The organism is Pseudomonas sp. Pseusp3 (genome assembly GCF_047304225.1).
Classification (GTDB): domain Bacteria; phylum Pseudomonadota; class Gammaproteobacteria; order Pseudomonadales; family Pseudomonadaceae; genus Aquipseudomonas; species Aquipseudomonas fluorescens_CD.
Window position 1 is genome coordinate 1 of the sequence record NZ_JBGLYV010000045.1, and the last position, 12,440, is coordinate 12,440.

Genomic DNA, 12,440 nt, shown 5'->3' on the forward strand with positions numbered 1-12,440 from the left:
TGTGGGAGCGGCGGTGCGGCGATCCGACTTGCTCGCGAAGGCGGTGGATCAGCCAATTTATTTGCTGAATGGTTAACCGCCTTCGCGAGCAAGTCGGATCGCCGCACCGCCGCTCCCACAGGGGGAGTTACCGATGGATCAAGCCGCCGGCTGATCCAGTTCCAGACCTACGCCCAAACGGCGGGACATGCACGGCCAGCGCTTCCACGCGGCGCCGGTGTCCGGGCTGCTGAGCTTCTCGCGGTAGGCTTCCACCAACTCTAGCGCAAAGCTCTCTTCGGTCAACATTTGTTCGAAAGCGTGATGTACGACTTCGTCCAGTTGGTTGGCAAACTCCTCACCGATCAATTGGTGAGCAATCAGGTTGGCGACAGTCATGTCCAGAGGGATCAGTGGCTGGCCGAAATGCTTGATGTACAGGTCGTTGACCTCTTCGACAAACCGGTGCGCCAGGTAGGCTTCATCCAGCAGGCTGTCGAGCCCGACATGACCGGCCATGATGGCTGGCGGCTGGAGGAAGTACTGCTCGGCGATTGTCAGCACCGGTTTGATCTGTGACTCGATGCCCGCTTCCCTGGCGACTTCATTGGCTGCGTCCAGCAGATCAGGAACTTCATTGATGTAAGCGGCGACAAAACGCGTCAGCACGCCATTGGCGTCCGCTTCCGGTAACTGGATCGCCGGGTGTAGATGAGGCAGTTTGCTTTCCAGCTGACGCGTCAGCAGGCCGGTCTCGGCTTCGTGTTGTTGGGCTTTTTGGATCTGCTCGCGCAATGCGGCGGTGTTCATGAAAACTCCAGGAAACAAGGCAATGAAATAGGGAAGACATAACTTAGCTGGCTTACGAAAAATGCTAAGACGCATTTGTCATAATTATTTCATCCTTCAGACGGCGCCGTTATATCGATTGGCCACCACTCGTCTGCATCCTTCTCCATTCGTGCCCTGCAAAGCAAGTTAATGCTGTTTCAGATGATTTACGCCTTTGCGTTGCGAGGTCAGAGGTGCTGTCTATACTCGGGGTGGAATGGAGTTAGCTGATGACGCCCGACTGCATGTGCAGCAAGGCCCGGCGATTCAAGTTCGTAGTCTGATGCAGCCGCTCCCTTGCCGCAGGTGAAAGCCGGCGGGATAACAAGAACGATAAGGGGAACCCGCAATGATGCGACATCCACATGTCTGGATGGGCCTCCTGTTGTGGTCGATTTTCAGTCAGGCGCAAGCGGCCTGGACTGTGAATATGGCGCCTGGAGCGACTGAAATCAGTCACGCAGTATTCGACCTGCACATGACCATTTTCTGGATCTGTGTGGTGATCGGCATCATCGTTTTTGGTGCCATGTTCTGGTCGATGATTCTCCACCGCCGCTCGACCGGGCAGGTGGCCGCCAAATTTCATGAAAGCACCACTGTTGAAATCCTCTGGACCATTGTGCCCTTCCTGATCCTGGTGGCCATGGCGATTCCCGCTACTGCGACCCTGATCAGGATGTACGACGCCAGCGAGCCGGAAATCGATATCCAGATCACCGGTTACCAGTGGAAGTGGCACTACAAGTACCTGGGCCAGGACGTCGAGTTCTTCAGCAACCTGACCACCCCCCAAGATCAAATCCACAACAAGGAAACCAAGGGCGAGCACTATTTGCTCGAAGTCGACAAGCCATTGGTGCTGCCGGTCGGCACCAAGGTGCGCTTTCTGGTGACATCTGCCGACGTTATCCACTCCTGGTGGGTGCCGGCCTTCGCGGTCAAGCGCGATGCGATTCCGGGGTTCGTCAACGAAGCCTGGACCCGCATTGACAAGCCCGGCATCTACCGTGGCCAGTGCGCCGAGTTGTGCGGCAAGGATCACGGCTTCATGCCGACCGTGGTCGAGGTCAAGGAAAAGGCCGATTACGAAAAATGGCTGGCCGATCGCAAGGTCGAGGTCGCGCAGCTCAAAGAGCTGACCAGCAAGGAATGGACGCTCGACGAACTCAAGGATCGCGGCGACAAGGTCTATCACACCACCTGCGTAGCCTGTCACCAGGCCGAAGGCCAGGGCCTGCCGCCGATGTTCCCGGCACTCAAGGGCTCGAAAATCGCCACCGGGCCGAAAGAGGCTCACCTGAGCCTGGTCTTCCATGGCAAGCCCGGCACCGCGATGGCGGCGTTCGGCAAGCAACTCTCGGAAGTCGATATCGCGGCGGTCGTGACCTATGAACGTAATGCCTGGGGCAACAACAAAGGCGACATGGTCACGCCTAAAGAAGTGCTGGAGCTGAAACAGGCGGAAAGCAAATGACCCGGTCTATTGCGCACGTACGGAACCGGTCGGGGCTACGTACCCCGGCTTGCCCAGCCCATCTGTTTGCAGGAGACAGGACATGACTGCTGTAATCGATGAACATGTTCATACCGCCACCGACCACGCCCACGGCCCCGCCAAAGGCCTGATGCGCTGGGTGCTGACCACCAACCACAAGGACATTGGCACGCTGTACCTGTGGTTTGCGTTCTCCATGTTCTTGCTAGGCGGTTCGTTCGCGATGGTGATTCGCGCCGAACTGTTCCAGCCGGGACTGCAAATCGTCCAGCCGGAATTCTTCAACCAGATGACCACCATGCACGGCCTGGTGATGGTCTTCGGTGCAGTAATGCCGGCTTTCGTCGGCCTAGCCAACTGGATGATCCCGCTGATGATCGGCGCGCCGGACATGGCCCTGCCGCGGATGAACAACTTCAGCTTCTGGCTGTTGCCGGCAGCGTTCCTGCTGCTGGTATCGACCTTGTTCACCGCCGGTGGCGGGCCGAACTTCGGCTGGACCTTCTATGCGCCGCTGTCGACGACCTACGCGCCGGAAAGCGTGACCTTCTTCATCTTCGCCATCCACTTGATGGGGATCAGTTCGATCATGGGGGCGATCAACGTGATCGCGACCATCCTCAACCTGCGCGCCCCCGGCATGACGTTGATGAAAATGCCGCTGTTTGTCTGGACCTGGCTGATCACGGCGTTCCTGTTGATCGCAGTGATGCCGGTACTGGCGGGCTGCGTGACCATGATGCTGATGGACATCCACTTCGGCACCAGCTTCTTCAGTGCCGCCGGTGGCGGGGACCCGGTGTTGTTCCAGCATGTGTTCTGGTTCTTCGGTCACCCCGAGGTGTACATCATGATCCTGCCGGCGTTCGGTGCCGTCAGCTCGATCATTCCGGCCTTTTCGCGCAAGCCGTTGTTCGGCTACACGTCGATGGTCTACGCCACGGCGAGTATCGCGTTCCTGTCGTTCATCGTGTGGGCGCACCACATGTTCGTGGTCGGCATTCCGCTGGTGGGCGAGCTGTTCTTCATGTACGCCACGCTGCTGATTGCGGTGCCAACTGGCGTGAAGGTGTTCAACTGGGCCAGCACCATGTGGCAAGGCTCGCTGACCTTCGAGACGCCGATGCTGTTCGCCGTGGCATTCGTGATCCTGTTCTCCATCGGCGGCTTCTCCGGGTTGATGCTGGCCATCGCCCCGGCGGACTTCCAGTACCAGGACACCTACTTTGTGGTCGCGCACTTCCACTATGTGCTGGTGCCGGGGGCGATCTTCGGGATCTTCGCCTCGGCCTATTACTGGATGCCGAAATGGACCGGCCACATGTATGACGAAACCCTGGGCAAGCTGCATTTCTGGCTGTCTTTCATCGGCATGAACATGGCTTTCTTCCCGATGCATTTCGTGGGGCTGGCGGGCATGCCGAGGCGAATCCCGGACTACAACCTGCAATTCGCCGACTTCAACATGGTGTCGTCGATCGGCGCATTCATGTTCGGCGCCACGCAGATCTTCTTCCTGTTCATCGTGATCAAGACCATTCGCGGCGGCCCCCAGGCACCGGCCAAACCGTGGGATGGGGCTGAAGGCCTGGAGTGGAGCATCCCGTCGCCGGCGCCGTATCACACCTTTACTACGCCGCCGGAAGTGAAATGAACGTACGGCCCCCTGTAGGAGCGAGCTCGCTCGCGATGAGTGTCAACGATAACGCTGGAAGCCTGACACCCCGCGGTGCTCTCAGGTTTTTCGCGAGCGAGCTCGCTCCTACATGGTTTGGCGTAGAGGCTGGTAATCATGGCTGACTCGATTTCGATGAAGAAACTGGTCACCCGGCTATTGCTTGTGGTGGCGGCGATGTTTGTCTTCGGCTTTGCCCTGGTGCCGATATACGACGTGATGTGCAAGGCCTTTGGCATCAACGGCAAGACCGCCGGGCAATACGAGGGTGAGCAAACGGTCGACACCTCGCGGCAGGTGCGTGTGCAGTTTCTGTCGACCAATACAGCCGATATGCCCTGGGACTTCTATCCCAAGGGCGAGGAACTGGTGGCCCATCCGGGGGCGGTGAACGAGATGATCTTCATCGCCCACAACCCCACTGACAAGCCGATGAGTGCCCAGGCCGTGCCGAGCATCGCGCCCAGCACAGCCGCCGCGTATTTCCACAAGACCGAATGTTTCTGCTTTACCCAGCAAGTGCTGCAGCCCGGTCAACGGATCGAGATGCCCGTACGTTTCATCGTTGACCGTGACATGCCCAAGGACGTGAAGCACCTGACGCTGTCTTACACGCTGTTCGATATCACCGCCCGACATCCACCGGTAGCTGTAAATACTGGCGGCTGAGCGTGCCCGATAAGGAGAACAATAAATGGCAACTCATGAACATTATTACGTTCCCGCCCAGAGCAAATGGCCGATCATCGCCACGCTCGGCATGGTCACCACCGTGTACGGCCTGGCCACCTGGTTCAACGACCTGAAAGCGGCGCGCCCGGAATCCCACGGGCCACTGATCTTTTTCGTCGGCGGATTGCTGGTGGCCTACATGCTGTTCGGCTGGTTCGGCACGGTGATCAAGGAAAGTCGCGGCGGCTTGTACAGCCCGCAAATGGATCGCTCGTTCCGCTGGGGCATGAGCTGGTTCATTTTCTCGGAGGTGATGTTCTTCATCGCCTTTTTTGGCGCGCTGTTTTATGTGCGTCATATCTCCGGGCCGGCGCTCGGCGGTGAAGGCGCCAAAGGCATCGCGCACATGCTGTGGCCGAACTTCCAGTTCACCTGGCCGCTGCTGGACAACCCCGACTCAAAACTGTTTCCGCCGCCCAAGGAAGTCATCAGTCCCTGGGGCCTGCCGCTGCTCAACACCGTGTTGCTGGTGAGCTCCAGCGTGACCGTGACCATCGCCCACCATGCCTTGAAAAAGGGCCATCGCGGTGCACTGAAACTATGGTTGGCGCTCACCGTATTGTTGGGCTGCGCGTTCCTTACGTTCCAGGCCGAAGAGTACATGCACGCCTACCACGAGCTGGGCCTGACCCTGGGCTCGGGCATCTACGGCGCGACTTTCTTCATGCTCACCGGGTTCCACGGCGCCCACGTGACCATCGGCACCATCATCCTGTTCGTGATGCTGATGCGGATCATGCGCGGGCACTTTGACAGCGAGCACCAGTTCGGCTTCGAAGCGGCGAGCTGGTACTGGCACTTCGTGGATGTGGTGTGGATCGGGCTGTTCGTTTTCGTTTATGTGCTTTAGAGCAGATTGTAGGAGCGAGCTACCACGGGACATGGGAAACCAGCTGGCCGCTGAAAAAGCCCCAGGCAATCAAGCCAAGGGTAAGGGCGGCCAGGGTCACGCGAACACTCAAGGCAATGACGAGGCGGTTTGAGCGGCTGTCGTCCTTGACCAGAAAAAACAGGCCGCTGAACAGGCTGACAATCGTGGCAATCAGCATCAGGACGATGGCTGCTTTGAGCATGGTTAAGACTCCGGGGGGAGAAGCGATGCACTTAAGTATAGCTATCGCGATGACCGACTTTCTGGCGATGCCATGAAGCGCTTTCGGCCGGGTATCGTGCCGACGCTGGTGGTCGCGCTGTTGCTGCCGCTACTGGTGTCCCTGGGGTTCTGGCAATTGAGCCGGGGCGCGGAGAAAAGCGCGCTGCTGCAAACATACGCCGAGCGCCGGGTCGCCGAGCCGATGGCCAGCAACGAATTGCAGTACACCACTGACCCTGCCTTTCGCCGGGTTCGCCTGCACGGCCAGTTCGATGCCGAACACAGCCTGCTGCTGGACAACAGTCAACGCAACGGCAAGGTCGGCGTCGAACTGTTGCAATCGTTTCACGATCAGGCCACCGGGCTTTGGCTGCTGGTCAATCGCGGCTGGTTGCCATGGCCGGAGCGCCGCACACCACCTCAATTCAACACACCCACCGAAGCGGTAAGCCTCGATGCGTGGGTCTACGTCCCCCCCGGTGCGACGTTCCAATTGCACGCAGATCCCACAACGTTGACATGGCCGAAACTGATTACGGCCGTTGAGCCAACCAGGCTGTGGACTGCACTGAACCGCGAAGGTTTTGCTTACGAACTACGCGCCGAAACCGGCCCGGCCACCTATCAGGCCGACTGGCCGGTGGTCGCCACGGGGCCGGAAAAACACATCGCTTATGCCGTGCAGTGGTTTGCCATGGCGATTGCCCTGTTCGGTCTTTATCTCTATCTCGGCTGGCACAACGCAAAGGAGAAACACCATGGGAGCGGCCATGAATCCACCCAGCATGTCTGAGGCGAAACCGTCGGTGAACCGGCGCAAGGGCCGCTTGCAACTGCTGCTGATCCTGCTCGGGGTGATCGGTCCGATGATCCTCGCCACCGGCATGTACAAGCTGAATTTCTGGGTGCCCGAGGGCCGCAGTTATCACGGCGAACTGATCGGCAATGGCCAGACCCGTGCCGATATCGGCGTGCCGGCCCAGGAGGATCGCTGGCAGATGCTGGTGACGGCGCCCAAGGATTGCGCGGTGGACTGCCAGCAGCTGGTGTACCTGGCGCGGCAGATCCAGATCGGCCTCGGTCGCGACGCGTCCCGCGCCAGCCATGCATTGGCCGCCGCGCAGACGTTGAACAGCGATTACGAGACTAAACTTCAACGCGAGTACCCGCAGTTGCAACGCTATTCACTGGACTTGCCGACCTACATCAAAGGTGCTCGGAGCGATGACGCGCCGCACCTGTGGATCATCGACCCTCACGGCAATCTGGTGCTGCGCTACGACCCGTCGGTGAAGGGCAAGGACCTGCTCAACGATCTGCGTCACCTGCTGAAACTGTCGAACATCGGATAAGGGCATCGTCATGGCCAAGCCTGGATTTCGCCTCGCGCTGTTTGCCACCTTGCTGGCACTGATTGTGGTGTTGCTCGGCGCCTACACCCGTCTGACCCACGCCGGCCTCGGCTGCCCGGACTGGCCTGGCTGCTACGGCTTCATCAGCGTGCCGAAAAGCGAAGCCCAACTGGCCCATGCCGAATTGCATTTCCCGGACGCTCCGGTCGAGGCCCACAAGGGCTGGAACGAGATGATCCACCGCTACTTCGCCGGCACACTGGGGATGTTGATCGCGGTGTTGGCCGGTCGCGCGTGGGTGCATCGCCGTCATCCCGGGCAACCGGTGAAGTTGCCGTTGTTTCTGTTGGCGGTGGTTGTTGGCCAGGCCGCTTTCGGCATGTGGACGGTAACGCTCAAGCTCTGGCCGCAGGTGGTCACCGGGCATTTGCTTGGCGGCTTCGCGACCTTGAGCTTGCTGTTTCTGCTGACCTTGCGCCTGTCCGGCGTACTGCCGGCGCTGACCGTGCCACGACGCTTGCAGTACTGGGCGACGGCGGGGCTATTGCTGGTGATCGGGCAAATCGCCCTCGGCGGCTGGGTCAGCTCCAATTACGCCGCCGTGGCCTGCATCGACTTTCCGACGTGTCACGGCCAGTGGTTGCCACCGGCCGACTTCGCCAATGGCTTTCACCTGACTCAACACATCGGTCCGAACTATCTTGGCGGGCAGCTGGACAGCGACGCCCGTACGGCCATCCACCTGACCCATCGCATCGGCGCATTGCTGGTCACCCTGGTATTGCTCGGCCTGGCCTGGCAATTGAAGGTGGTTGGCATGACACGCCTGGCAGGCCTGGTGCTGATCGCGCTTGGTGCACAAATCACCCTGGGCATCAGCAACGTGCTGTTCCATCTGCCGCTGCCGGTGGCCGTCGCGCATAACGCGGGCGGCGCGGCGCTGTTGCTGACCATGGTGCTGGTCAATTACCACGCCCGAACCAGTCTGGTTCGGGTCAAGCAACCAGCGCGCTGGCACTTCAGCCCGCGTAAACACTCAGCCGGGCCCATAACAACAAAAGGAGAGACGCCATGGCGATTCTGATCGGCGAACGTCCCAGTCAGGCGATCTGGCGTGACTACCTGGAACTGACCAAACCCAAAGTGGTGGTGCTGATGCTCATCACTTCACTGGTGGGAATGTTCCTCGCGACCCGTGCCGGCGTGCCGTGGACGGTGCTGATTTTCGGCAACCTGGGCATTGCCCTGTGTGCCGGTGGCGCGGCAGCGGTCAATCATGTGGTGGACCGGCGCATCGACGCGATCATGGCGCGCACCCATAAACGGCCGCTGGCCGAAGGCCGGGTTTCGCCGACCGCCGCACTAACGTTCGCGCTGGTATTGGCGGCCCTCGGGCAAGCCATGCTGCTGGCGTTTACCAACCCGCTGACCGCGTGGCTGACCCTGGCTTCGTTGCTCGGCTATGCGGTGATCTACACCGGATTCCTCAAGCGTGCGACCCCGCAGAACATCGTCATCGGTGGCCTGGCGGGCGCTGCGCCACCGTTGCTCGGCTGGACCGCTGCCACCGGTCACGTCAGCGCTGAGCCGCTGCTGCTGGTGCTGATCATCTTCGCCTGGACCCCGCCGCACTTCTGGGCGCTGGCGATCCATCGCAAGGAGGAATACGCCAAGGCCGATATTCCGATGCTGCCGGTCACCCATGGCGAGCACTACACCAAGATTCATATCCTGCTTTATACCTTCGCGCTGCTTGCTGTCAGCCTGATGCCCTACGTGATCCACATGAGCGGCACGCTCTACCTGGTCTGCGCGCTCGGGCTGGGTGCGCGGTTTCTGCAATGGGCCGTGGTGCTGTACCGTGGCACTCGGCCGCACGCGGCGATCAACACGTTCAAGTACTCTATTTACTACCTGTTCCTGCTGTTTATCGCCCTGCTCGTAGACCACTACTTATTGTTGAACCTATGACTCGAACCCAGAAAACCGTCTTCATTCTCGTCGCCCTGGTCGCACTGATCCTGGGCCTGACCGTCAACAAGGTACTGTCCGGGAAAAACCAGGGCGATCCGACCGCGCTGATCGACGCCGGCATCATTTTGCTGCCGCAGAGCCGTAATCTGCCGGAAGTGACGATGACCAATCAGGACGGCCAGCCGGTCACGATCAATGAATTGAAGGGCAAGTGGAGCCTGCTGTTTTTTGGCTACACCTTCTGCCCGGACATCTGCCCGACCACTCTCGCCCAACTGCGACAGATCAAGAGCGAATTGCCGCCCGAGGCGGTGGATAAACTGCAAGTCGTGCTGGTCAGCGTCGACCCTAATCGCGATACGCCCAAGCAGCTCAAGCAGTACCTGGGTTATTTCGACCCGCAGTTCGTCGGCCTGACCGCGGCGTCGACCGAAGAGCTGCAAAAGGTCGCCAACGCGGTGAGCATTCCGTACATTCCGGCGGACACCAGCAAGCCGAACTACACCGTCGACCACAGTGGCAACCTCGCGGTGATCGGGCCGGACGGCACCCAGCGCGGCTTCATCCGCGCGCCGTTGAACAATGCGAAGCTGGTGGCGCAGTTGCCGGTGATGCTCAAACGCAATTGAGCAACACAAAACCCTGTGGGAGCGAGCAAGCCCGCTCCCACAGGGGTCTATATTTCAAAGGCATAAAAAAGGGGACGCACTTGGCGTCCCCTTTTTCGTTGCAGCAGTTCTATCAGAACGCCGGCACTACCGCGCCTTTGTACTTCTCGAGAATGAAGGCCTTCACTTCCGGGCTGTGCAGGGCCGCCACCAGTTTCTTCATCGCTTCGCTGTCCTTGTCGTCCGGACGAGCCACCAGGATATTCACGTACGGCGAGTCGCTGCCTTCGATGACCAGTGCATCCTTGGCCGGATCGAGCTTGGCTTCCAGCGCGTAGTTGGTGTTGATCAGCGCCAGGTCGACCTGAGTCAGCACACGCGGGATGGTCGCGGCTTCCAGTTCGCGGATTTTCAGGTCCTTGGTGTTCTCGGTGATGTCCTTGACGGTCGACAGGATGTTGTTCGAATCCTTCAACTTGATCACGCCGGCCTTGGCCAGCAGCAACAGAGCACGGCCGCCATTGGTGGCGTCGTTCGGGATCACCACGTTGGCGCCGCCAGGTAGTTCAGCGAGGGTTTTGTACTTGCTGGAGTAAGCGCCCAGGGGCTCCAGGTGCACGCCGGCAACCGACACCAGGTTGGTGCCCTTGGCCTTGTTGAACTCATCGAGGTACGGCTGGTGCTGGAAGAAGTTGGCGTCCAGGCGCTTTTCCGCGACCTGCACGTTCGGCTGGATGTAGTCGGTGAAGACCTTGACCTTCAGGTCCACGCCTTCTTTGGCCAGGGCCGGCTTCACGAATTCGAGGATCTCGGCGTGTGGTACCGGGGTGGCCGCGACGGTCAGGGTTTCAGCGTGGGCAGAGAACGCGGCAACGGCCGCGAAGGCCACGATCAGTTTTTTCATTCAGCTAACTCCATGTGGGGCGCCCGCTTGGCGCCTGCCAGCGAATGGCCGGCTCATGTCTTACTTACGGGAAAAGTGGACGACCAATTTGTCGCCAACGGTTTGCAGTACCTGAACCAGTACCAGCAGCAACACCACTGTCACCACCATCACATCGGTCTGAAAACGCTGGTAGCCGAAGCGGATCGCCAGGTCACCCAGACCACCGGCGCCCACCACACCGGCCATCGCCGTGTAGGACACCAGTGTAATGGCAGTCACCGTAATCGCCGCGAAGATGCCCGGGCGAGCTTCCGGTAGCAAGGCATTGGTGATGATCTGCCGCGTGGTCGCGCCCATGGCCTGGGTCGCCTCGATGATGCCGCGATCGACTTCGCGCAGGGCGGTTTCCACCAGGCGGGCAAAGAATGGCGTGGCACCCACCACCAGCGGCGGGATCGCACCGGCAACACCGAGGGACGTGCCGGTGATCAACACGGTGAACGGAATCATCACGATCAGCAGGATGATGAACGGCAGCGAACGCAGAATGTTCACCACCAGCGACAACATCGCATAGACGCCTTTGGCTTCCAGCAACTGGCGCGGACTGCACAGGAACAGCAGCACGCCCAGCGGCAAGCCGAGCAGCACGGTGAACAACAGCGAACCGCCGAGCATCAGCAGGGTGTCGCCAGTGGCCAGCCAGATTTCGAGCCAGTCGATATTGGCGAAGAAACTTGTCAGGGCTTCCATTAGCGCAGCACCTCCATGTGGACGTCGGCTGCGGTGAAGCTGGCGAAGGCCGCTTCCATGTCACCGCCGGTCACGGCCAGGGTCAGTTGCCCGTAAGGGACGTCTTTGATGCGATCGATTCGACCGGCAAGGATGCTGTAGTCCACGCCCGTTTCGCGGGCGACTGTACCCAGCAAAGGTGCGTAGGTCGCTTCGCCCTGGAAGGTCAGACGTACGATGCGGCCCGGGACATGGGCAAAGTCGTCACGCTGTTCGCTTTCGTCGATGTGCTCGTCTTCTTGCACGAAGCGCTTGGTGGTCGGGTGCTTCGGATGCAGGAACACCTCGGCCACCGAACCTTGCTCGACGATCACGCCTGCATCCATTACTCCGACCTGGTCGCAGACCCGGCGGATCACGTCCATTTCATGGGTGATCAGCACGATGGTCAGCTTCAACTCGCGATTGATCTCGGCCAGCAACTGCAGGACCGACGCCGTGGTTTGCGGATCAAGGGCGCTGGTGGCTTCATCGCACAGCAAAATTTTTGGCTTGGTCGCCAGGGCGCGTGCAATGCCGACGCGCTGCTTTTGCCCACCGGATAATTGCGCCGGGTATTTGTTGGCGTGATCGGACAAGCCGACCCGGGCCAGCAATTCGGCGACGCGACGGTCGATGTCGCTGCGGGACAGTTCACCAGCCAGCGTCAGCGGCAGCGCGACGTTGTCGGCAACGGTCTTGGAGGCCAACAGGTTGAAGTGCTGGAAAATCATCCCGACCTGCTGACGGAAGCGGCGCAGGCCGTTGGCGTCCAGGGCCGTGACTTCTTCGCCGTCGACGATGATCTTGCCGCCACTGGCGTTTTCCAGGCGATTGATCAGACGCAGCAGGGTACTTTTTCCTGCGCCGGAATGACCGATCAAGCCGAAAACCTGCCCGTTCTCAATCGTCAGACTGGTCGGATGCAGGGCGGGGATTTCCTTACCGGCGACGCGGTAGGTTTTATGGACGTTTTGAAACTCGATCACGTAGCGAACCTTGTGGGGCGCGTTAGAAAAGGGTCAGCGGTTAGCCGGGCGC

The 12,440-nt window shown here is 60.0% G+C and carries 14 protein-coding genes; 9 read left to right on the forward strand and 5 right to left on the reverse strand.

The genetic code is table 11. The features are described from left to right. Nucleotides 1-138: 138 nt before the first annotated feature. Nucleotides 139-789 carry a hypothetical protein gene (locus tag ACCD00_RS16585; protein WP_413426128.1) on the reverse strand — a complete coding sequence of 217 codons (651 nt, stop codon included), beginning with the start codon at nucleotides 787-789 and terminating at the stop codon, nucleotides 139-141. 370 nt (nucleotides 790-1,159) lie between these two features. Here ACCD00_RS16585 and coxB point away from each other — a divergent pair, with 370 nt between their 5' ends. From coxB to ACCD00_RS16605, 4 genes are all read left to right on the forward strand, one after another. Next, nucleotides 1,160-2,287 (forward strand): cytochrome c oxidase subunit II, encoded by a 1,128-nt coding sequence (gene coxB / locus ACCD00_RS16590; protein WP_111283264.1) that lies wholly within the window; start codon nucleotides 1,160-1,162, stop codon nucleotides 2,285-2,287. 82 nt (nucleotides 2,288-2,369) lie between these two features. Next, the gene (gene ctaD / locus ACCD00_RS16595) at nucleotides 2,370-3,962 is read left to right on the forward strand and encodes a cytochrome c oxidase subunit I (RefSeq protein ID WP_008018432.1); all 1,593 of its coding nucleotides are present in this window, start codon (nucleotides 2,370-2,372) and stop codon (nucleotides 3,960-3,962) included. Nucleotides 3,963-4,100: 138 nt separating this feature from the next. Continuing rightward, the gene (locus ACCD00_RS16600) at nucleotides 4,101-4,652 is read left to right on the forward strand and encodes a cytochrome c oxidase assembly protein (RefSeq protein ID WP_057397371.1); all 552 of its coding nucleotides are present in this window, start codon (nucleotides 4,101-4,103) and stop codon (nucleotides 4,650-4,652) included. A gap of 25 nt (nucleotides 4,653-4,677) precedes the next feature. After that, a complete protein-coding gene (locus ACCD00_RS16605; protein ID WP_413426131.1) occupies nucleotides 4,678-5,565 on the forward strand; it encodes a cytochrome c oxidase subunit 3 in 888 nt (295 codons plus the stop codon). A gap of 19 nt (nucleotides 5,566-5,584) precedes the next feature. Here ACCD00_RS16605 and ACCD00_RS16610 read toward each other — a convergent pair whose 3' ends face one another. Further along, a complete protein-coding gene (locus ACCD00_RS16610; RefSeq protein WP_008018435.1) occupies nucleotides 5,585-5,788 on the reverse strand; it encodes a twin transmembrane helix small protein in 204 nt (67 codons plus the stop codon). Between the two features lie 72 nt (nucleotides 5,789-5,860). Here ACCD00_RS16610 and ACCD00_RS16615 point away from each other — a divergent pair, with 72 nt between their 5' ends. Genes ACCD00_RS16615 through ACCD00_RS16635 form a run of 5 tightly spaced genes read left to right on the forward strand, consistent with a single transcriptional unit; the run spans nucleotide 5,861 to nucleotide 9,763 of the window. Continuing rightward, the gene (locus ACCD00_RS16615) at nucleotides 5,861-6,601 is read left to right on the forward strand and encodes an SURF1 family protein (RefSeq protein WP_413426133.1); all 741 of its coding nucleotides are present in this window, start codon (nucleotides 5,861-5,863) and stop codon (nucleotides 6,599-6,601) included. Further along, complete coding sequence (locus tag ACCD00_RS16620; RefSeq protein ID WP_413426135.1) at nucleotides 6,567-7,160, forward strand: hypothetical protein; 594 nt, start codon at nucleotides 6,567-6,569, stop codon at nucleotides 7,158-7,160. The genes ACCD00_RS16615 and ACCD00_RS16620 overlap by 35 nt, the downstream gene beginning before the upstream one ends. 10 nt (nucleotides 7,161-7,170) lie before the next feature. Beyond that, nucleotides 7,171-8,244, forward strand: a complete 1,074-nt coding sequence (locus ACCD00_RS16625; protein WP_413426137.1) for a COX15/CtaA family protein — start codon at nucleotides 7,171-7,173, stop codon at nucleotides 8,242-8,244. After that, nucleotides 8,232-9,131, forward strand: a complete 900-nt coding sequence (gene cyoE, locus ACCD00_RS16630) for a heme o synthase (RefSeq protein WP_413426140.1) — start codon at nucleotides 8,232-8,234, stop codon at nucleotides 9,129-9,131. The genes ACCD00_RS16625 and cyoE overlap by 13 nt, the downstream gene beginning before the upstream one ends. Continuing rightward, a complete protein-coding gene (locus ACCD00_RS16635) occupies nucleotides 9,128-9,763 on the forward strand; it encodes an SCO family protein (RefSeq protein WP_413426142.1) in 636 nt (211 codons plus the stop codon). Before cyoE ends, ACCD00_RS16635 begins: the two co-directional genes overlap by 4 nt. 112 nt (nucleotides 9,764-9,875) lie before the next feature. Here the strand turns inward: ACCD00_RS16635 and ACCD00_RS16640 are convergent, their stop codons facing one another. Genes ACCD00_RS16640 through ACCD00_RS16650 form a run of 3 tightly spaced genes read right to left on the reverse strand, consistent with a single transcriptional unit; the run spans nucleotide 9,876 to nucleotide 12,388 of the window. Next, the gene (locus ACCD00_RS16640; RefSeq protein WP_413426144.1) at nucleotides 9,876-10,646 is read right to left on the reverse strand and encodes a MetQ/NlpA family ABC transporter substrate-binding protein; all 771 of its coding nucleotides are present in this window, start codon (nucleotides 10,644-10,646) and stop codon (nucleotides 9,876-9,878) included. A gap of 60 nt (nucleotides 10,647-10,706) precedes the next feature. Next, the gene (locus ACCD00_RS16645; RefSeq protein WP_008018443.1) at nucleotides 10,707-11,381 is read right to left on the reverse strand and encodes a methionine ABC transporter permease; all 675 of its coding nucleotides are present in this window, start codon (nucleotides 11,379-11,381) and stop codon (nucleotides 10,707-10,709) included. Further along, a complete protein-coding gene (locus ACCD00_RS16650; protein WP_413426146.1) occupies nucleotides 11,381-12,388 on the reverse strand; it encodes a methionine ABC transporter ATP-binding protein in 1,008 nt (335 codons plus the stop codon). Before ACCD00_RS16650 ends, ACCD00_RS16645 begins: the two co-directional genes overlap by 1 nt. Nucleotides 12,389-12,440: the final 52 nt, after the last annotated feature.